At 39.3% G+C, this 22,791-nt stretch carries 11 protein-coding genes and 1 tRNA gene (1 of these 12 only partly in view); 9 read left to right on the plus strand and 3 right to left on the minus strand.

From position 1 onward, the window contains the following. From ACOQOS_RS20690 to ACOQOS_RS20715, 6 genes are all read left to right on the plus strand, one after another. On the plus strand, positions 1 to 12,316 hold the 3' end of the coding sequence (locus ACOQOS_RS20690) for a Calx-beta domain-containing protein (RefSeq protein ID WP_420572377.1). 20,726 nt of this gene lie to the left of the window's left edge; only the last 12,316 of its 33,042 coding nucleotides appear in the window; its start codon lies beyond the left edge, outside the window; it ends in the stop codon at positions 12,314 to 12,316. 72 nt (positions 12,317 to 12,388) lie between these two features. Beyond that, positions 12,389 to 13,324 (plus strand): type IX secretion system membrane protein PorP/SprF, encoded by a 936-nt coding sequence (locus ACOQOS_RS20695; protein ID WP_420572378.1) that lies wholly within the window; start codon positions 12,389 to 12,391, stop codon positions 13,322 to 13,324. 8 nt (positions 13,325 to 13,332) lie between these two features. Then, positions 13,333 to 15,282, plus strand: coding sequence for an OmpA family protein (locus tag ACOQOS_RS20700; protein WP_420572379.1), 1,950 nt, complete (start codon positions 13,333 to 13,335; stop codon positions 15,280 to 15,282). A gap of 186 nt (positions 15,283 to 15,468) precedes the next feature. Further along, positions 15,469 to 15,993 (plus strand): isopentenyl-diphosphate Delta-isomerase, encoded by a 525-nt coding sequence (gene idi / locus ACOQOS_RS20705; RefSeq protein WP_420572380.1) that lies wholly within the window; start codon positions 15,469 to 15,471, stop codon positions 15,991 to 15,993. 86 nt (positions 15,994 to 16,079) lie between these two features. After that, positions 16,080 to 16,490 (plus strand): 6-pyruvoyl trahydropterin synthase family protein, encoded by a 411-nt coding sequence (locus ACOQOS_RS20710; protein WP_420572381.1) that lies wholly within the window; start codon positions 16,080 to 16,082, stop codon positions 16,488 to 16,490. Between the two features lie 4 nt (positions 16,491 to 16,494). Then, the gene (locus tag ACOQOS_RS20715; protein ID WP_420572382.1) at positions 16,495 to 17,469 is read left to right on the plus strand and encodes a type I phosphomannose isomerase catalytic subunit; all 975 of its coding nucleotides are present in this window, start codon (positions 16,495 to 16,497) and stop codon (positions 17,467 to 17,469) included. A gap of 169 nt (positions 17,470 to 17,638) precedes the next feature. Here ACOQOS_RS20715 and ACOQOS_RS20720 read toward each other — a convergent pair whose 3' ends face one another. Beyond that, the gene (locus ACOQOS_RS20720) at positions 17,639 to 18,013 is read right to left on the minus strand and encodes a hypothetical protein (protein WP_420572383.1); all 375 of its coding nucleotides are present in this window, start codon (positions 18,011 to 18,013) and stop codon (positions 17,639 to 17,641) included. Positions 18,014 to 18,470: 457 nt separating this feature from the next. On the opposite strand from ACOQOS_RS20720, the gene ACOQOS_RS20725 reads away from it, so the two are divergent. Together ACOQOS_RS20725 and ACOQOS_RS20730 are read left to right on the plus strand one after the other, a co-directional pair. After that, positions 18,471 to 18,737 carry a hypothetical protein gene (locus tag ACOQOS_RS20725; protein WP_420572384.1) on the plus strand — a complete coding sequence of 89 codons (267 nt, stop codon included), beginning with the start codon at positions 18,471 to 18,473 and terminating at the stop codon, positions 18,735 to 18,737. 57 nt (positions 18,738 to 18,794) lie between these two features. Further along, positions 18,795 to 18,868, plus strand: a tRNA-Thr gene (locus ACOQOS_RS20730). A gap of 185 nt (positions 18,869 to 19,053) precedes the next feature. Here the strand turns inward: ACOQOS_RS20730 and ACOQOS_RS20735 are convergent. Together ACOQOS_RS20735 and ACOQOS_RS20740 are read right to left on the minus strand one after the other, a co-directional pair. Continuing rightward, positions 19,054 to 20,826 (minus strand): M56 family metallopeptidase, encoded by a 1,773-nt coding sequence (locus ACOQOS_RS20735; RefSeq protein WP_420572385.1) that lies wholly within the window; start codon positions 20,824 to 20,826, stop codon positions 19,054 to 19,056. Beyond that, a complete protein-coding gene (locus tag ACOQOS_RS20740) occupies positions 20,819 to 21,193 on the minus strand; it encodes a BlaI/MecI/CopY family transcriptional regulator (protein WP_420572386.1) in 375 nt (124 codons plus the stop codon). Before ACOQOS_RS20740 ends, ACOQOS_RS20735 begins: the two co-directional genes overlap by 8 nt. Before the next feature lie 327 nt (positions 21,194 to 21,520). Here ACOQOS_RS20740 and ACOQOS_RS20745 point away from each other — a divergent pair, with 327 nt between their 5' ends. Continuing rightward, complete coding sequence (locus ACOQOS_RS20745) at positions 21,521 to 22,756, plus strand: DEAD/DEAH box helicase (protein WP_420572387.1); 1,236 nt, start codon at positions 21,521 to 21,523, stop codon at positions 22,754 to 22,756. The last annotated feature ends 35 nt before the right edge of the window (positions 22,757 to 22,791 follow it).

A 22,791-nucleotide genomic window follows, 5' to 3' on the forward strand; every position in this document is an offset into this window, starting at 1 on the left:
TGGAACAGTAACGATCAATGATAATGATACGCCAAGTATCACCATTGGAGATGTAACGGTAGATGAAGGAGATGGAAACGCAGTAGTTCCAATTACCATAAGCAACCCAAGTGAAGAAGATACAGTAGTGAGTGTAACCACTACCAGTGGCACCGCAGGCACTGCAGATTATACAGAGACTACAGTAACGGCAACGATTCCAGCGGGACAGACCAGTACTACGGTATCGATTCCAATTACCGAAGATAGTATTGATGAGCCATCAGAAGACTTTAGTGTTGATGGAAGCGTAACTAGTGGCAACACGGCTAATACAGATCCAAGTGGAACGGTAACGATCAATGACAACGATGGTACTCCAGTGGTAACTATCGGCGATGTGATTGTCGATGAAGATGCTGGATCGGCAACGGTACCCGTGAGTATTGACACGCCAAGTAGCGAGGATACAATTATCAGTATCACTACCAATGATAACAGCGCTACAAGTCCAAGTGATTACACCAGCACTACCGTTACGGTGACTATCCCAGCGGGACAGACTAGTAGCAGTGTGAGTGTAGCAATTATCGATGATATGATCGGGGAAGACACTGAGGATTTAAGTGTTGATGGAACCGTGACAAGTGGAAACACATCAAATACAGACCCAAGTGGAACGGTGACTATCAATGATAATGATACGCCAAGTATCACCATTGGAGATGTAACGGTAGATGAAGGAGATGGAAACGTCGTAGTTCCAATTACCATAAGCAACCCAAGTGAAGAAGATACAGTAGTGAGTGTGACCACTACCAGTGGCACAGCAGGCACTGCAGATTATACAGAGACTACAGTTACGGCAACGATTCCAGCTGGACAGACCAGCACTACGGTATCGATTCCAATTACCGAAGATAGTATTGACGAGCCATCAGAAGACTTTAGTGTTGATGGAACCGTAACTAGCGGTAACACGTCAAATACAGATCCAAGTGGAACGGTAACGATTACTGACAATGATGGTACTCCAGTGGTGACCATCGGAGATGTGATTGTCGATGAAGATGCTGGATCGGCAACGGTACCCGTGAGTATTGACACGCCAAGTAGCGAGGATACAATTATCAGTATCACTACCAATGATAACAGCGCTACAAGTCCAAGTGATTACACCAGCACTACCGTTACGGTGACCATCCCAGCGGGACAGACTAGTAGCAGTGTGAGTGTGCCGATTATCGATGATATGATTGGAGAAGACACTGAGGATTTAAGTGTTGATGGAACGGTAACAAGTGGCAACACGTCTAATACAGACCCAAGTGGAACGGTGACGATCAATGATAATGATACGCCAAGTATCACCATTGGAGATGTAACGGTAGATGAAGGCGATGGAAACGCCGTAGTTCCAATTACCATAAGCAACCCAAGTGAAGAAGATACAGTAGTGAGTGTGACCACTACCAGTGGCACAGCAGGCACTGCAGATTATACAGAGACTACAGTTACGGCAACGATTCCAGCTGGACAGACCAGCACTACGGTATCGATTCCAATTACCGAAGATAGTATTGACGAGCCATCAGAAGACTTTAGTGTTGATGGAACCGTAACTAGCGGTAACACGTCAAATACAGATCCAAGTGGAACGGTAACGATCAATGACAACGATGGTACTCCAGTGGTAACTATCGGCGATGTGATTGTCGATGAAGATGCTGGATCGGCAACGGTACCCGTGAGTATTGACACGCCAAGTAGCGAGGATACAATTATCAGTATCACTACCAATGATAACAGCGCTACAAGTCCAAGTGATTACACCAGCACTACCGTTACGGTGACTATCCCAGCGGGACAGACTAGTAGCAGTGTGAGTGTAGCAATTATCGATGATATGATCGGGGAAGACACTGAGGATTTAAGTGTTGATGGAACCGTGACAAGTGGCAACACATCAAATACAGACCCAAGTGGAACGGTGACTATCAATGATAATGATACGCCAAGTATCACCATTGGAGATGTAACGGTAGATGAAGGAGATGGAAACGTCGTAGTTCCAATTACCATAAGCAACCCAAGTGAAGAAGATACAGTAGTGAGTGTGACCACTACCAGTGGCACAGCAGGCACTGCAGATTATACAGAGACTACAGTTACGGCAACGATTCCAGCGGGACAGACCAGCACTACGGTATCGATTCCAATTACCGAAGATAGTATTGACGAGCCATCAGAAGACTTTAGTGTTGATGGAAGCGTAACTAGTGGCAACACTTCTAATACAGATCCAAGTGGAACGGTAACGATTACTGACAATGATGGTACTCCAGTGGTGACCATCGGAGATGTGATTGTCGATGAAGATGCTGGATCGGCAACGGTACCCGTGAGTATTGACACGCCAAGTAGCGAGGATACAATTATCAGTATCACTACCAATGATAACAGCGCTGCAAGTCCAAGTGATTACACCAGTACTACCGTTACAGTGACTATCCCAGCGGGACAGACTAGTAGCAGTGTGAGTGTAGCAATTATCGATGATATGATCGGGGAAGACACTGAGGATTTAAGTGTTGATGGAACGGTAGTAAGTGGAAACACATCAAATACAGACCCAAGTGGAACGGTGACTATCAATGATAATGATACGCCAAGTATCACCATTGGAGATGTAACGGTAGATGAAGGAGATGGAAACGTCGTAGTTCCAATTACCATAAGCAACCCAAGTGAAGAAGATACAGTAGTGAGTGTGACCACTACCAGTGGCACAGCAGGCACTGCAGATTATACAGAGACTACAGTTACGGCAACGATTCCAGCGGGACAGACCAGCACTACGGTATCGATTCCAATTACCGAAGATAGTATTGACGAGCCATCAGAAGACTTTAGTGTTGATGGAACCGTAACTAGCGGTAACACGTCAAATACAGATCCAAGTGGAACGGTAACGATTACTGACAATGATGGTACTCCAGTGGTGACCATCGGAGATGTGATTGTCGATGAAGATGCTGGATCGGCAACGGTACCCGTGAGTATTGACACGCCAAGTAGCGAGGATACAATTATCAGTATCACTACCAATGATAACAGCGCTACAAGTCCAAGTGATTACACCAGCACTACCGTTACGGTGACCATCCCAGCGGGACAGACTAGTAGCAGTGTGAGTGTGCCGATTATCGATGATATGATTGGAGAAGACACTGAGGATTTAAGTGTTGATGGAACGGTAACAAGTGGCAACACGTCTAATACAGACCCAAGTGGAACGGTGACGATCAATGATAATGATACGCCAAGTATCACCATTGGAGATGTAACGGTAGATGAAGGCGATGGAAACGCCGTAGTTCCAATTACCATAAGCAACCCAAGTGAAGAAGATACAGTGGTTAGTGTGACCACTACCAGTGGAACAGCAGGAACAGCTGATTATACAGAGACTACAGTTACGGCAACGATTCCAGCGGGACAGACCAGCACTACGGTATCGATTCCAATTACCGAAGATAGTATTGACGAGCCATCAGAAGACTTTAGTGTTGATGGAACCGTAACTAGCGGTAACACGTCAAATACAGATCCAAGTGGAACGGTAACGATCAATGACAACGATGGTACTCCAGTGGTAACTATCGGCGATGTGATTGTCGATGAAGATGCTGGATCGGCAACGGTACCCGTGAGTATTGACACGCCAAGTAGCGAGGAGACAATTATCAGTATCACTACCAATGATAACAGCGCTGCAAGTCCAAGTGATTACACCAGCACTACCGTTACAGTGACCATCCCAGCGGGACAGACTAGTAGCAGTGTGAGTGTAGCAATTATCGATGATATGATTGGGGAAGACACTGAGGATTTAAGTGTTGATGGAACGGTAGTAAGTGGAAACACATCAAATACAGACCCAAGTGGAACGGTAACGATCAATGATAATGATACGCCAAGTATCACCATTGGAGATGTAACGGTAGATGAAGGAGATGGAAACGCCGTAGTTCCAATTACCATAAGCAACCCAAGTGAAGAAGATACAGTAGTGAGTGTAACCACTACCAGTGGCACAGCAGGCACTGCAGATTATACAGAGACTACAGTAACGGCAACGATTCCAGCGGGACAGACCAGCACTACGGTATCGATTCCAATTACCGAAGATAGTATTGATGAGCCATCAGAAGACTTTAGTGTTGATGGAAGCGTAACCAGTGGCAACACGTCAAATACAGATCCAAGTGGAACGGTAACGATTACTGACAACGATGGTACTCCAGTGGTGACCATCGGCGATGTGATTGTCGATGAAGATGCTGGATCGGCAACGGTACCCGTGAGTATTGACACGCCAAGTAGCGAGGATACAATTATCAGTATCACCACCAATGATAACAGCGCTGCAAGTCCAAGTGATTACACCAGCACTACCGTTACAGTGACTATCCCAGCGGGACAGACTAGTAGCAGTGTGAGTGTGCCGATTATCGATGATATGATTGGAGAAGACACTGAAGATTTGAGTGTTGATGGAACGGTAGTAAGTGGAAACACATCAAATACAGACCCAAGTGGAACGGTAACCATCAATGATAATGATACGCCAAGTATCACCATTGGAGATGTAACGGTAGATGAAGGAGATGGAAACGCCGTAGTTCCAATTACCATAAGCAACCCAAGTGAAGAAGATACAGTAGTGAGTGTGACCACTACCAGTGGCACAGCAGGCACTGCAGATTATACAGAGACTACAGTTACGGCAACGATTCCAGCGGGACAGACCAGCACTACGGTATCGATTCCAATTACCGAAGATAGTATTGACGAGCCATCAGAAGACTTTAGTGTTGATGGAACCGTAACTAGCGGTAACACGTCAAATACAGATCCAAGTGGAACGGTAACGATCAATGACAACGATGGTACTCCAGTGGTGACCATCGGCGATGTGATTGTCGATGAAGATGCTGGATCGGCAACGGTACCCGTGAGTATTGACACGCCAAGTAGCGAGGATACAATTATCAGTATCACTACCAATGATAACAGCGCTACAAGTCCAAGTGATTACACCAGCACTACCGTTACGGTGACTATCCCAGCGGGACAGACTAGTAGCAGTGTGAGTGTACCAATTACCGATGATTTAGTAGAAGAAAACGATGAAGTATTTAACGTAGATGGAATAGTAACTAGTGGCAACACGGCTAATACAGACCCAAGTGGAACAGTAACTATTATTGATAACGACATATGTACTTCAGATCCTAGCGGAGACTGTGATGGCGATGGAGTAACTAATGGAGATGAATTGAATCCACCAAACGGAGACACACCAACAGATCCAAATGATCCATGTGACTTGAATGTAGGAGATATCAGTGTAGCACAAACAGGAGATTACTTAGCTGCAGACTGTGATGGCGATGGAGTAACTAATGGAGATGAGTTGAATCCACCAAATGGAGACACACCAACAGATCCAAATGATCCATGTGACTTGAATGTAGGAGATATCAGTGTAGCACAAACAGGAGATTACTTAGCTGCAGACTGTGATGGCGATGGAGTAACTAATGGAGATGAGTTGAATCCACCAAATGGAGACACACCAACAGATCCAAATGATCCATGTGACTTGAATGTAGGAGATATCAGTGTAGCACAAACAGGAGACTACTTAGCTGCTGACTGTGATGGCGATGGAGTAACTAACGGAGATGAGTTGAATCCACCAAACGGAGACACACCAACAGATCCAAATGATCCATGTGACTTGAATGTAGGAGATATCAGTGTAGCACAAACAGGAGATTACTTAGCTGCAGACTGTGATGGAGATGGAGTAACTAATGGAGACGAGTTGAATCCACCAAATGGAGACACACCAACAGATCCAAACGATCCGTGTGACTTGAATACAGGAGACATCAGTGTAGCACAAACAGGAGATTACTTAGCTGCAGATTGTGATGGCGATGGAGTAACCAATGGAGATGAGTTGAATCCACCAAATGGAGACACACCAACAGATCCAAATGATCCATGTGACTTGAATGTAGGAGATATCAGTGTAGCACAAACAGGAGATTACTTAGCTGCTGACTGTGATGGCGATGGAGTAACTAACGGAGATGAGTTGAATCCACCAAATGGAGACACACCAACAGATCCAAATGATCCATGTGACTTGAATGTAGGAGATATCAGTGTAGCGCAAACAGGAGATTACTTAGCTGCAGATTGTGATGGCGATGGAGTAACTAACGGAGACGAGTTGAATCCACCAAACGGAGACACACCAACAGATCCAAACGATCCATGTGACTTCAATACAGGAGATATCAGTGTAGCGCAAACAGGAGATTACTTAGCTGCAGATTGTGATGGCGATGGAGTAACTAACGGAGATGAATTGAATCCACCAAACGGAGACACACCAACAGATCCAAACGATCCATGTGACTTGAATGTAGGAGATATCAGTGTAGCACAAACAGGCGATTACTTAGCTGCAGACTGTGATGGCGATGGAGTAACTAATGGAGATGAATTGAATCCACCAAACGGAGACACACCAACAGATCCAAATGATCCATGTGACTTGAATGTAGGAGATATCAGTGTAGCACAAACAGGAGATTACTTAGCTGCAGACTGTGATGGCGATGGAGTAACTAATGGAGATGAGTTGAATCCACCAAATGGAGACACACCAACAGATCCAAATGATCCATGTGACTTGAATGTAGGAGATATCAGTGTAGCACAAACAGGAGATTACTTAGCTGCAGACTGTGATGGCGATGGAGTAACTAATGGAGATGAGTTGAATCCACCAAATGGAGACACACCAACAGATCCAAATGATCCATGTGACTTGAATGTAGGAGATATCAGTGTAGCACAAACAGGAGACTACTTAGCTGCTGACTGTGATGGCGATGGAGTAACTAACGGAGATGAGTTGAATCCACCAAACGGAGACACACCAACAGATCCAAATGATCCATGTGACTTGAATGTAGGAGATATCAGTGTAGCACAAACAGGAGATTACTTAGCTGCAGACTGTGATGGCGATGGAGTAACTAACGGAGACGAGTTGAATCCACCAAATGGAGACACACCAACAGATCCAAACGATCCGTGTGACTTGAATACAGGAGACATCAGTGTAGCACAAACAGGAGATTACTTAGCTGCAGATTGTGATGGAGACGGAGTAACCAATGGAGATGAGTTGAATCCACCAAATGGAGACACACCAACAGATCCAAACGATCCATGTGACTTCAATGTAGGAGATATCAGCGTAGCACAAACAGGAGATTACTTAGCTGCAGACTGTGATGGAGATGGAGTAACCAATGGAGATGAGTTGAATCCACCAAATGGAGACACACCAACAGATCCAAATGATCCATGTGACTTGAATGTAGGAGATATCAGTGTAGCGCAAACAGGAGATTACTTAGCTGCAGATTGTGATGGCGATGGAGTAACTAACGGAGACGAGTTGAATCCACCAAACGGAGACACACCAACAGATCCAAACGATCCATGTGACTTCAATACAGGAGATATCAGTGTAGCGCAAACAGGAGATTACTTAGCTGCAGATTGTGATGGCGATGGAGTAACTAACGGAGATGAATTGAATCCACCAAACGGAGACACACCAACAGATCCAAACGATCCATGTGACTTGAATGTAGGAGATATCAGTGTAGCACAAACAGGAGATTACTTAGCTGCAGACTGTGATGGCGATGGAGTAACTAATGGAGATGAGTTGAATCCACCAAATGGAGACACACCAACAGATCCAAATGATCCATGTGACTTGAATGTAGGAGATATCAGTGTAGCACAAACAGGCGATTACTTAGCTGCAGACTGTGATGGAGATGGAGTAACCAATGGAGACGAGTTGAATCCACCAAATGGAGACACACCAACAGATCCAAATGATCCATGTGACTTGAATGTAGGAGATATCAGTGTAGCACAAACAGGAGACTACTTAGCTGCTGACTGTGATGGCGATGGAGTAACTAACGGAGATGAGTTGAATCCACCAAACGGAGACACACCAACAGATCCAAATGATCCATGTGACTTGAATGTAGGAGATATCAGTGTAGCACAAACAGGAGATTACTTAGCTGCAGATTGTGATGGCGATGGAGTAACTAACGGAGACGAGTTGAATCCACCAAATGGAGACACACCAACAGATCCAAATGATCCATGTGACTTGAATGTAGGAGATATCAGTGTAGCACAAACAGGAGATTACTTAGCTGCAGACTGTGATGGCGATGGAGTAACCAATGGAGACGAGTTGAATCCACCAAATGGAGACACACCAACAAATCCAAATGATCCATGTGACTTCAATACAGGAGACATCAGTGTAGCACAAACAGGAGATTACTTAGCTGCAGACTGTGATGGAGATGGAGTAACTAATGGAGACGAGTTGAATCCACCAAATGGAGACACACCAACAGATCCAAACGATCCATGTGACTTGAATGTAGGAGATATCAGTGTAGCGCAAACAGGAGATTACTTAGCTGCAGATTGTGATGGCGATGGAGTAACTAACGGAGACGAGTTGAATCCACCAAACGGAGACACACCAACAGATCCAAACGATCCATGTGACTTCAATACAGGAGATATCAGTGTAGCGCAAACAGGAGATTACTTAGCTGCAGATTGTGATGGCGATGGAGTAACTAACGGAGATGAATTGAATCCACCAAACGGAGACACACCAACAGATCCAAACGATCCATGTGACTTGAATGTAGGAGATATCAGTGTAGCACAAACAGGCGATTACTTAGCTGCAGACTGTGATGGCGATGGAGTAACTAATGGAGATGAGTTGAATCCACCAAATGGAGACACACCAACAGATCCAAATGATCCATGTGACTTGAATGTAGGAGATATCAGTGTAGCACAAACAGGAGATTACTTAGCTGCAGACTGTGATGGAGATGGAGTAACCAATGGAGACGAGTTGAATCCACCAAATGGAGACACACCAACAGATCCAAATGATCCATGTGACTTGAATGTAGGAGATATCAGTGTAGCACAAACAGGAGACTACTTAGCTGCTGACTGTGATGGCGATGGAGTAACTAACGGAGATGAGTTGAATCCACCAAACGGAGACACACCAACAGATCCAAATGATCCATGTGACTTGAATGTAGGAGATATCAGTGTAGCACAAACAGGAGATTACTTAGCTGCAGATTGTGATGGCGATGGAGTAACTAACGGAGACGAGTTGAATCCACCAAATGGAGACACACCAACAGATCCAAATGATCCATGTGACTTGAATGTAGGAGATATCAGTGTAGCACAAACAGGAGATTACTTAGCTGCAGACTGTGATGGCGATGGAGTAACCAATGGAGACGAGTTGAATCCACCAAATGGAGACACACCAACAAATCCAAATGATCCATGTGACTTCAATACAGGAGACATCAGTGTAGCACAAACAGGAGATTACTTAGCTGCAGACTGTGATGGAGATGGAGTAACTAATGGAGACGAGTTGAATCCACCAAATGGAGACACACCAACAGATCCAAACGATCCGTGTGACTTGAATACAGGAGACATCAGTGTAGCACAAACAGGAGATTACTTAGCTGCAGACTGTGATGGCGATGGAGTAACCAATGGAGATGAGTTGAATCCACCAAATGGAGACACACCAACAGATCCAAATGATCCATGTGACTTGAATGTAGGAGATATCAGTGTAGCACAAACAGGAGATTACTTAGCTGCTGACTGTGATGGCGATGGAGTAACTAACGGAGATGAGTTGAATCCACCAAATGGAGACACACCAACAGATCCAAATGATCCATGTGACTTGAATGTAGGAGATATCAGTGTAGCGCAAACAGGAGATTACTTAGCTGCAGATTGTGATGGCGATGGAGTAACTAACGGAGACGAGTTGAATCCACCAAATGGAGACACACCAACAGATCCAAACGATCCATGTGACTTCAATGCAGGAGACATTAGTGTAGCACAAACAGGCGATTACTTAGCTGCAGACTGTGATGGAGATGGAGTAACCAATGGAGATGAGTTGAATCCACCAAATGGAGACACACCAACAGATCCAAATGATCCATGTGACTTGAATGTAGGAGATATCAGTGTAGCACAAACAGGAGACTACTTAGCTGCAGACTGTGATGGAGATGGAGTAACTAATGGAGATGAGTTGAATCCACCAAATGGAGACACACCAACAGATCCAAATGATCCATGTGACTTGAATGTAGGAGATATCAGTGTAGCACAAACAGGAGATTACTTAGCTGCCGACTGTGATGGCGATGGAGTAACTAACGGAGACGAGTTGAATCCACCAAACGGAGACACACCAACAGATCCAAATGATCCATGTGACTTGAATGTAGGAGATATCAGTGTAGCACAAACAGGAGACTACTTAGCTGCCGATTGTGATGGCGATGGAGTAACTAACGGAGACGAGTTGAATCCACCAAACGGAGACACACCAACAGATCCAAACGATCCATGTGACTTGAATGTAGGAGATATCAGTGTAGCACAAACAGGAGATTACTTAGCTGCAGATTGTGATGGAGACGGAGTAACCAATGGAGATGAGTTGAATCCACCAAATGGAGACACACCAACAGATCCAAACGATCCATGTGACTTCAATGTAGGAGATATCAGCGTAGCACAAACAGGAGATTACTTAGCTGCAGACTGTGATGGAGATGGAGTAACCAATGGAGATGAGTTGAATCCACCAAACGGAGACACACCAACAGATCCAAACGATCCATGTGACTTCAATGCAGGAGATATCAGTGTAGCACAAACAGGAGATTACTTAGCTGCAGATTGTGATGGCGATGGAGTAACCAATGGAGACGAGTTGAATCCACCAAATGGAGATGATCCAACAGATCCAAACGATCCATGTGATTCTAATGCAGGTGATATCAGTGTAGCACAAACAGGAGATTACTTAGCTGCAGATTGTGATGGCGATGGAGTAACTAACGGAGACGAGTTGAATCCACCAAATGGAGATGATCCAACAGATCCAAACGATCCATGTGATTCTAATGCAGGTGATATTACAGTAACACCAGAAGGAGACTATTTAGCTGCAGATTGTGATGGCGATGGAGTAACCAATGGAGATGAGTTGAATCCACCAAACGGAGATGATCCAACAGATCCAAACGATCCATGTGATTCTAACGCAGGCGATGTGAGTACAACACCTTCAGGCGACTACTTAGCTGCCGACTGTGATGGCGATGGAGTAACTAATGAAGACGAGTTGAATCCACCAAATGGAGATGATCCAACAGATCCAAACGATCCATGTGATTCTAACGCAGATGATGTGAGTGTAACTCAAACAGGAGACTACTTAGCTGCAGATTGTGATGGCGATGGAGTAACTAATGGAGATGAGTTGAATCCACCAAATGGAGATGATCCAACAGATCCAAACGATCCATGTGATTCTAATGCAGGTGATATTACAGTAACACCAGAAGGTGACTACTTGGCAGCTGATTGTGATGGAGACGGAGTTAGCAACGGAGATGAGTTGAATCCACCAAACGGAGACGATCCAACAGATCCTAATGATCCGTGTGATCTTAATATAGATGATACCACACTTGCTCAAAGTGATGATTACTTGGCAGCAGACTGTGATGGAGACGGAGTTAGTAACGGAGATGAGTTGAATCCACCAAACGGAGACGATCCAACAGATCCAAACGATCCATGTGACTTAAATGTAGATGACATTACATTAAATCCTAGTCAAGAATGGATAGATGGAGATTGTGACGGTGACGGAATACCAAACGGACCAGATGGTACAGATGATGAAGATGGAGATGGACTTCCAAACTTCTTAGACGTTAACAATTCGGATGACGTAGAAGATGACTTAGAAATCTTCAATGCGGTAACGCCAAACGGAGATGGAGACAACGATGTATTTACGATTAGAAATATTGAAATGTTCCCAGACAATACAGTACGTATCTATAACAGATGGGGAGTTTTAGTGTACGAGACACAAGGATATGGCCAAAATGGAAACTATTTCAACGGTACATCTAATGGTCGAGTTACAATTCAGAAAAACAAACTGTTACCAGTAGGAACATATTACTACGTTGTTGATTATGTAGCCAACGGTGTAAACAAAAGTAAAGCCGGTTACTTATACATACAACGATAAACAACACAGGCGTACATACTATTTCGGTAGTATGTACGCTATAACTAATAAACAAAAACATACCATACTATAATGAGAAATAAAATCATCATCATCATAGTCTTATTGAGTACTGTATTTTCATTTGAAAGTTACGGACAGCAGGACGCTCAGTATACGCAATACATGTATAACACCATAACTGTCAATCCAGCCTATGCAGGATCGAGAGGTGTATTAAGTATTGCAGGATTGCATCGTTCACAATGGGTAGGTTTAGAAGGTGCGCCACGTACGCAAACACTTAACCTACATACACCAATAGGAAAAAAAGGAAACGTAGGATTAGGAGTCTCAATCGTTAATGATCAATTAGGTCCAACAGATGAAACTTACTTTGATATTGATTTTTCGTATACAGTAAGAACATCTGAAGAAGGAAAACTCTCTTTCGGTGTAAAAGCAGGAGGACATTTATTAGATGTATGTTTTAACTGTTTAAATGAATACAGTCCTAATGATGCTTTATTACAGAGTAATATTGATAACAAATTCTCTCCAAATGTAGGAGCCGGAATTTACTATAGAAACTCAGAAAAATGGTATGTTGGTCTATCTGCACCAAACTTATTAGAAACAAAACATTTTGACGAATCTTCGCTTTCAGTGGCCAAAGAACGTATCAACTTTTATCTAATTGGAGGATATGTATTTGACATGAGTGATAGCGTAAAGTTCAAACCAGCTGTACTATTCAAAGCAGTTTCTGGAGCGCCATTACAAGCAGATTTATCAGCAAACTTCTTAATCAATGAAAAAGTTACGCTTGGAGCTGCCTACAGATGGAGCGCCGCATTTAGTGGACTTGTAGGATTACAGCTCTCAGATAGCTTTATGATTGGATTTGCATACGATAGAGAAACCACCGAACTTGGAAATACACAATTTAATGACGGTTCTTATGAAGTCTTTTTACGTTTCGAACTATTCAATAACCGTGACAAAATAATCTCACCAAGATTCTTCTAAAACCAACAATGATGACACGAAAAAAATATATAATATACACTGTATTAAGTTTATTCGTATTGATGGGTTATGCTCAAGAACGAAAACTTGAAAAAGCAGACAAAAAATATGATAGCTATGCCTTTATCAATGCCATAGAAATCTATGAAGAAGTCGCAGCAGAAGGATACAAATCAAAAGAACTATTTGAAAAACTAGGAAATGCATACTATTTTAATGCAGACCTAATCAATGCGTCCAAATGGTATGGAGAGTTATTTAAACTTGGTGAAGAAGTAGCTCCAGAATATTATTTCCGTTATTCACAAGCCTTAAAAGCAGAAAAACGTTACGCAGAATCTGATGAAAAAATGCAACAGTTCAATAAGCTAACTGGAAGTGATATCAGAGCAAATAAATTTATAAATACACGTAACTATTTAGATCAAATAGAAGAACAATCTGGACGTTTTCGAATCACGAATTTAGGTGTAAACTCAAAATATTCAGACTTTGCTCCATCATTCTACTTAGAAAACAACTTGGTATTCTCTTCAGCTAGAGATACAGGTGTAGCAAGACGATCAAATCACAAGTGGAATTCTCGTCCATTCTTAGATTTATACGGTGCAGAAGTTGCTGATAACGGAAGCCTATCAAACGTAGATAAATTTTCAGGAAAATTAAATACAAAATATCACGAATCAACAACAGTTTTCACAAAAGATGGAAACACTATGTATTTTACGCGTAACAACTATTACAAAGGGAAATACAAAAAAGATAGAAAAGGAATCAACAAATTAAAAATATTCAGAGCGACACGTGATGGTGATCGTTGGACAAACATTGAAGAATTACCATTCAACAGTGACTTATATTCTGTAGCACATCCAGCGTTAAGCGTAGACGAAAAAAAGTTGTATTTCGCTTCAGACATGCCAGGAACAATTGGTCAGTCAGATTTATTTGTGGTTGATATTAATGATGATGGAACTTTTGGAGAACCAAAAAACTTAGGAAAAGGAATCAACACTGAAGCCAGAGAAAACTTTCCATTTGTAAGTCAAGATAATGAATTATACTTCTCTTCAGATGGACATGTAGGTCTTGGAGGATTGGATATTTTTGTCATGCAACTAGATGATGAAGAACAAACAATATACAACGTAGGAGAACCAGTAAACAGTCCAGTAGATGATTTCTCATTCATCATCAATACGAAAACAAAAAAAGGATATTTTGCCTCCAATCGAGAAGGTGGACAAGGAGATGACGATATTTATTCTTTCATTGAAACAAAACCAATTCAATGGACGTGCGAACAAGAAATTGCAGGTGTTGTAAAAGACGATAAAACCAATGAAATTATTGCTGGCGCTAATGTGAAATTATTTGACAAAGACAATAAAGAATTAGACAATACGTACAGTGACGAACAAGGGAAATTCAGATTCTCAACAATTTTAGACTGTAACGAAGTATACTTTGTAAGAGCTTCTAAAAAAGATTACAATTCTGCGGAAGCATTAATGCCAAAACAAGAAGAAGCAGGATTACGAGAAGTAACATTACTATTAGAGAAAGAAGAAATACCTTTTGAAATTGGAGACGATTTAGCAGTAACACTCAACATTCCAATTATTTACTTTGACTTCGATAAAGCTAATATTCGTCCTGATGCTGCTGCAGAATTAGAAAAAGTAGTAGTAGTAATGAAGAAGTATCCAACACTAAAAATAGACGTACGCTCGCATACAGATAGTCGTGGTAGAGATGCTTACAACAAAAAACTATCGCAACGACGTAACAAATCTACACTTGAGTATATCATATCTAGAGGAATTGATAGAAGTAGACTTACAGGAGATGGCTATGGCGAAGAGCGCTTAGTAAACAAATGTAGCAATGGTGTAAAATGTAGCGAAGAAGAACACCAACTGAATAGACGAAGTGAATTTATCGTCGTAGAAAAGTAAAATCAAACATAAAAATACACAAAAAGCATCCTACACATCGTAGGATGCTTTTTTGTTCATACGAAATATATTGTTTGTCTTTCAAAAAGAATATTCAAAAACTTATGTTAATTTTAACTAAAAAATAGGAAACAAGTATCATATTCCCAGTAAGCTATTTTGTAAATTTGTGTCCCAACAAAAAATATGACAAAAGAAAACGTAATCTTAGTAAACGAAAATGACGAGCAAATTGGTCTCATGGAAAAAATTGAGGCGCATGAAAAAGCATTGCTTCACAGAGCATTTTCAGTATTCATCCTAAACGATAAAGGCGAACTTATGTTACAACAACGCGCCTTACACAAATATCACTCTCCAGGCTTGTGGACAAATACCTGTTGTAGTCATCAACGTGAAGGTGAAAGCAACATAAGTGCAGGTAAACGAAGACTACAAGAAGAAATGGGTTTTGTTACCGAACTTGTGGAAGCAGTTTCGTTCATATACAAAGCGCCTTTTGACAATGGATTAACAGAACATGAATACGATCATGTAATGCTAGGAACGTACAATGATAAACCAGTAATCAATCCAGATGAAGTTGCTTCGTGGAAATGGATGGATGTACAAGCAGTAAAAAATGATATTGCCGCAAATCCTGACATATACACAGCGTGGTTTAAAATTATATTTGATAAATTTTACGAACACATAAAAGTTGATATATGAAACGAGCATGTTAAAAAGTTTATCACCAAAGGGAATGGTTAATAGCGAACAGCATGTAACCAATAGAAGACAAATAATATAGACACATGAAAGTTACGGTAAGTAGGAGAGCACATTTTAACGCTGCACACAGATTATATCGACCAGATTGGGACGATGCAAAAAACAACGAAGTCTTTGGTAAATGTAACAATCCAAACTATCACGGACACAACTACGAACTTATCGTAAGTGTTACTGGACCCATAAATCCAGACACTGGTTTTGTGATGGATGTAAAAGTACTCAAAGACCTAATTCGCTCGGAAGTAGAAGATGCTTTCGATCATAAAAATTTAAATTTGGATGTTCCTGAGTTCAAAAATCTAAATCCAACCGCAGAAAACATTGTAGTTGTCATTTGGAACAAACTCAGAGCGCATATAAGCACAGCTCTCGATTTGGAAGTTGTCTTATACGAAACACCAAGAAACTTTGTAAAATACACAGGAGAATAACATTATGAATCTATATCCCTTAAAATTTCAACCAATCTACAAAGAACGCATTTGGGGCGGAAACAAATTGCAAACGCAACTTCACAAAAACATCACAGGTGAAGCTATTGGCGAAAGCTGGGAAATCTCAGACGTAAAAGGAGAACCATCGGTTGTAGCAGAAGGAGAGTTAAAAGGAAAAACATTACAAGAACTTAGTCAAACGTTTCAAGAACAACTATTAGGAAAAAAAGTATACGATACCTTTGGGACAAAATTTCCATTACTAATCAAATATATCGATGCTAAAAGCGACTTATCTATTCAAGTACATCCAAATGATCAATTAGCAAAAGAGCGACACAATTCATTTGGGAAAACGGAAATGTGGTATGTTATGCAAGCGGATAAAGGTGCAAAACTTATGGTTGGTTTCAATCAGGAAGTAACTAAAGAAACCTATCAAGAACATCTAGAAAACAATACACTTACAGAAATTCTCAACTTTGAAGAAGTTCAAAAAGGAGATGTATATTTTTTGCCTACGGGCAGAATTCATGCCATTGGCGGCGGAATTGTCTTAGCAGAAATTCAACAAACTTCAGATATTACCTATCGTATCTATGACTGGAATAGAGTAGATGCGCAAGGAAACTCAAGAGAACTGCACACAGCGTTAGCTCTAGATGCAATCGATTACACATTACACGAAAACTACAAAACACACTACAAAGAAACGCAAAACGAAGCTACCACCATTGTAAATTGTCCTTACTTTACCACAAATCTGATACCGTTCAAAGGAGAAGTTACGATAAATCATGATGACAAAGATTCATTTGTAATTTACATGTGTGTAAAAGGGAACGTAACCTTTGAAACAGCTAACTACAAAGAAACACTTAAGTTTGGGGAAACGCTATTAGTGCCAGCTTCCATAAAAAATATAAAAATAACTACAGAAGAGACTTCTGAACTCCTAGAAGTATATATAAAATAGCACTTCGAATTTTCATTCGTCATTTCGAGTGACAAATCTATGATTTGTTGTATCGAGAAATGCTTCAAAATTTGTAGTTTCTAATAAGTCTAACAAGTCTAACAAGTCTAACAAGTCTAACAAATCAAAAAAAAATCCCAAGCAATAAACAACTTGGGAATCTTATAACTCATGAAACTTTACGTATTGGCTTCTCTTTCAAAGGAAATCCAAAAACGGCAGTACAAATAACCTCTTCGGTGCCTGATTTCTTCTTTGGTTTAGTTACCATAATGCGCACCATTAACTTTTTATCGTCTTGTTGGATCAATTGTGCCTGAATTGTTAAACTATCGTTTAAACGAGCGCTTTTGGTCATTTTAAACGTATAATCGACAATAGCAGGAACTTCATGAATATAAAATTCTCTAATAGGATAAGTTGCTACAATTTGAATCTTATCAAAAAGTATATGTGGATGTAAAAATCCATTACTGTTGGTCACTTTCTTTGTGACTAAAAACTGAATATTTGTTTGTATGTTATTTTGTGCTAATGTGTTCATAATATTAAAAATTTAAGGATGTATCAAAAGAGGTATTGGTTCATTCGGCGCAAAGGAATCTTTAGATCCAAAATAGGGAGTAAAGCAGTGAAACTTCATGATCATCTCTTTGATAAAATTTAATGTGTATTTCATAATAATTGGTTTTAAAAATGTATGTTATAAAAATAAAAAAGGTGCTTTGAAAAAAGCACCTTATAAGTTTATGATATAGATATAGAATTGTTAACTAATACTTACGTTGATGCTTGCGATACGAGCGTTTCATATTCGACACAGGAATACAAATCATAGCACGTTTGATTTTCGTGTTACAATTCATTAATAAGCGATATAACTGTACAATTGCGTTCATCAATGTAAAACTAGAAAAATAAAATTAGACCTTGTAATATTTGTGTTATTTATAACAAATTATATACCATTTTAGTTTAAATTTGCAAAAAAATAATAAATCATGTCAAATAAAAGAGATTTAAAGAAGGACTTAAACTACGTTTTTGGAGATATCATTGACGCGGCTTTAATATGGCAAATTGCTAACCCTCAAGAAGATGCAGCAAAGAGTGAAGCAATCATTGATGAGTCTATCAAAAGCTTTGATGAATTGATAGCTGAAGCGAACAAAAGAGGCGTTGAAAATGCAAAGGCTCACTTCAAAGGAATTAGACAATCTTTAGAGACAAAAGCAACAGATTTAGTAGCAAAAATCAATAGTCTTTAAAAAAATAAAAAAAAGGTTTGCAAAAAATAAAAAGCTTTTTATATTTGCAACCGCTTTGCCGATGTAGCTCAGCTGGCTAGAGCAGCTGATTTGTAATCAGCAGGTCGTGGGTTCGAGTCCCTCCATCGGCTCAAAGTAAAAAGCTCCTTTTTAAAAGGAGCTTTTTTTATACCTAAAATCAAGATGTATTTACAAACGATATTAATTCATGAAGAGTTCATAATCAGTAACTAATAATGAATAATTCATAACGAAAAGCGAAGATGATTCCTTGTAAATCATCTTCGCTTTTTCAGTATACTCTTTATTTTTTTTATTATTCAGCTATAAAAACTCCTTTATAAACTCCTTCTGATATAGCGAGATATTCTTCTGTTGTTTTTAGTTCCTGGCGGTCTTTGCCAAACAATTCTTGTGAGCGTACATCATATATTTTTTCAAAACCTTGAAAAACATCTGCAAGATTTGTTAAATATTTTTCAAATGAATCGTTGTCATTGTATGTGATACTGATTAAATAAGCAATTGATTTTTTATCAACATGCTTTTTTACGAATTGGTATACTTCTTCTTTATAATCTATTCCAGAAGCACTCAAGTTCAGCTGAAGATACTCAATACCATTTAGTGTTGCTACATTGCCTTCTATTGTGGCATTTGTCAAATCAATTCGTACAGGTAAAGTATCATCATGAGAAGGATTTGCCCAATACATCGGAGGAACTAAAAATGGCTGAATCATTTGTTTTCCAGAAGCAGTCTCTCCATAATACAATATTTTTCTTCGATCTAATCTTCTAAGTTCAGTATGAAATTCTCGAACCTTTTTCATTTTCTGATTTCCATCTATTCTTAACCGCACTGGAAAATGCTGTCCAGATAAGGCTTTTTTAGGTGTAGATGCTGCAGAAGCAGTACTATCTGTTCTTGCCCGAAAGTAGATATGCATATCTATCAATTCTTTTTCAAGAGCAGCGGGAAGCTCACTAATTTTAGAAGGTTTTCCGTTAATAGATAGTATATCATTTGAAATAACAAATTTTGTTCTAGGAAGTATATTGCCAGTATCAGCTGCTTTATCCTCCATATACTTTTTCCAAACGCCTTCTGCTATGACTGAAGCTTCTTCTTTTTTGTCTTCTGTCACAGAATTACACTGAAATAATAATAAACTAAATAAAATAGCACAAGTAATAGTTAACGCTACTTTTAATTTGCCTTTAAATCCTGATCTTTTATTTTTCATCATGGTTATTCTCTTTTTTATAAATGATAAATTAAAATTGTGTACCAACCCGTATGAGTTGTTGCTAACTAATTGACTCAAAAGTAAGGTCTGGTAATCAACTAAGGAATAACCTGCTTTAATTATTTTCTTATCTGCTATATATTCATGTATTGTTTTTAAAGAGTTAATAAGCATCCAAATCAATGGATTAAACCAAAGAAAAGCTGCTAAAAATTGTATAAAAATTAAATCAACAGAATGTTTCTGTTCAATATGCGCTTTTTCATGCGTAATAATCTGATTGAGTTCTAGAGTTTCGGTAATACCTTCATAAACAAAAGCATACTTCAAAAATGAAAATGGTGCAATTGGACGCGCAACCTTCACAACAGTTACGTCATCAATTTGCGTTTTTGGATACATCAAAATCATTTTCCGAAGCTTTCTAAGACTCCAAAAGAGTTTAGACAAACAGAATAAAATTCCTATGACATAAATGCTAATTATAAACTTCAATAAAATAGTTGTCCAATCAATAGAAGCTGACTCAATCACTGTAGTTTTAGGATCTTTTGTTGAAACTGGAACTTGAGAAACATCATATTCCCATGTTTGCGCACTTTCGTAATAAGATGATCTAAACTTACTAAACTCTTCAACAGAATTGTCTATTACAGCTATTTTACCTTGGCTAAAATCAAAACTCATAGAAGGCAATAACAATGAAAAAACAACGATTCCCAAAAGGAAAAAACGATTAAGGTTAAAAAAAGTCTCCTTCTTCATTACTAGAACAAAGAGTCCATAAAATACAGCTAATATGACACTAGACTCTAATAAATAGATAAGAAGCTTAATCATTTTTTTTAGCTTTTAATGCTTCCAACATTCTCATTGCTTCATCTAATTCCTTCTCATCAAGCTTTTTACTTTCCGTAAAAAAATTAACTACTTGCGAAAGAGAATTATTATAATAATCAGTTACTAAACGCTTCATCTGTCCTTTACTATATTCCTCCTTACTAATCAATGGATAATATTGGTGCGAGTTCCCGTAAGCTTTATAACCTACAATTTCTTTTTGAACAAGCACTCTCACAATCGTTGATACTGAATTGTAAAGAGGTTTTGGATTAGGATATTGTTCAATGATATCTTTAATAAAACCTTTGTCAATAGTCCAGAGAATCTTCATTATTTTCTCTTCTGCCTTAGTTAATGTGATCATTACTTTATGAGTTTATAATTAATTAGCAATACAATTATACAACTTAATTTTAAGTTAACAAACTTATTTTTACGTTATTTAACTTGGTTTTAAGTTTAACTATTTAATTTTAAGTTGAACTTGCATTGTACTATCAAAATAAAATTCTGGATAGCGATAACCATTTTACACTAAGGAGATTATATTTTTTAAAGTTTAATGAGAACCTTAAAAAAGGCGAATACAACGATCGTGTATTTCAGAACCATAGTTTTTTTAAAATATAGCAGCATAAAACGAAGCTTCCTGTATCTTTGTGCAAAATTGTTTTTAAAAAACTTTAGCTGCATGAACTTCAAAGAACTAAAACTCAATAAACCTATCGTACGCGCTTTATTTGAAAAAGGCTACTCAGAACCAACTTTAGTTCAAGAACGTGCTATTCCGGTGATATTACACAAAAAAGATATCATTGTCTCTGCACAAACGGGAACAGGAAAAACAGCTGCATATGCATTGCCTATTCTGCAATTGTTATTTGACAAGCAAGATGCGCCCAAAAAAGGAAAAAAAATAAAAGCGCTCATCGTTTGTCCTACGCGGGAATTAGCCATTCAAATTGAAGAAAACTTCAAAACCTATAGTACATATACAAACTTACGAACAGGCGTTATTTTTGGTGGTGCTTCGATAGAACCACAAAAAGACATGCTAAAAAAAGGTGTAGACATTTTAGTCGCTACGCCAGGACGATTGCTAGATTTGCACAAACAAGATGTTGTCAATTTAGACTATATAGAAACCTTAGTACTAGATGAAGCCGATTTAATGTTAGATATGGGATTCATCGATGATGTCAAAAAAATAGAACGTTTATGTCCTGATGGAAAGCAAATTTTATTGTTTTCGGCAACAATGCCTTACAAAGTAGAGCATTTAGCAAACGCTATTTTAAAAGCACCAGAATATGTAGAAGTTTCGCCAACCTCATCAGCGGCAAAAGGAGTAAATCAGGTATTGTATTATGTGCCAAAACCAAAAAAGATTGAACTGTGTTTACATTTACTCAGAAATAACATCAAAGGAAGTGTCATCATTTTCAGGCGAACTAAATATGGTGTAGATAAGCTCGAAAAAACGTTGCTAAGAAATAACTATACAGCTGTTAGTATTCATGGAGACAAAGCGCAAAGTTTACGACAAGAAGCACTAAATACATTCAAAAAGGGAGAAGCAAGAGTCTTTATTGCAACAGATGTTGCTGCACGAGGAATAGATATCAAAAATGTAGATGTAGTTATTAACTTTGACATTCCAAATGTATCAGAAACCTATGTGCATAGAATAGGAAGAACTGCAAGAGCAGGCGCTTCAGGAATGGCATTATCTTTCTGTTCAGCAGATGAAAAAGAATACATCAAAGATATTCAACAACTCATCAATACAGCAATTCATGTAGAAGAAGAACATCCATATCCGTTAGATCCAAAGGCAAAACCACAAGTTCACAAAAAGAAAGGTAGCAAATACAAAAAAGGACGTAAATCGGAAGCTTCTAAAAAGAAGAAAAAACGCTGGTACTAATTGATTTGAAATTATAAACGTTGCATTCTAAATTT

This window comes from Kordia sp. (assembly GCF_965224175.1).
Lineage (GTDB): Bacteria > Bacteroidota > Bacteroidia > Flavobacteriales > Flavobacteriaceae > Kordia.

Excerpts from the sequence above, each read along its gene's own strand:
- ACOQOS_RS20695 (WP_420572378.1), top strand. The coding sequence starts at position 12,389 with ATGAGAAATAAAATCATCATCATCATAGTCTTATTGAGTACTGTATTT.
- ACOQOS_RS20700 (WP_420572379.1), top strand. The coding sequence starts at position 13,333 with ATGATGACACGAAAAAAATATATAATATACACTGTATTAAGTTTATTC.
- idi (WP_420572380.1), top strand. The coding sequence starts at position 15,469 with ATGACAAAAGAAAACGTAATCTTAGTAAACGAAAATGACGAGCAAATT.
- ACOQOS_RS20710 (WP_420572381.1), top strand. The coding sequence starts at position 16,080 with ATGAAAGTTACGGTAAGTAGGAGAGCACATTTTAACGCTGCACACAGA.
- ACOQOS_RS20715 (WP_420572382.1), top strand. The coding sequence starts at position 16,495 with ATGAATCTATATCCCTTAAAATTTCAACCAATCTACAAAGAACGCATT.
- ACOQOS_RS20720 (WP_420572383.1), bottom strand. The coding sequence starts at position 18,013 with ATGAACACATTAGCACAAAATAACATACAAACAAATATTCAGTTTTTA.
- ACOQOS_RS20725 (WP_420572384.1), top strand. The coding sequence starts at position 18,471 with ATGTCAAATAAAAGAGATTTAAAGAAGGACTTAAACTACGTTTTTGGA.
- ACOQOS_RS20735 (WP_420572385.1), bottom strand. The coding sequence starts at position 20,826 with ATGATTAAGCTTCTTATCTATTTATTAGAGTCTAGTGTCATATTAGCT.
- ACOQOS_RS20740 (WP_420572386.1), bottom strand. The coding sequence starts at position 21,193 with ATGATCACATTAACTAAGGCAGAAGAGAAAATAATGAAGATTCTCTGG.
- ACOQOS_RS20745 (WP_420572387.1), top strand. The coding sequence starts at position 21,521 with ATGAACTTCAAAGAACTAAAACTCAATAAACCTATCGTACGCGCTTTA.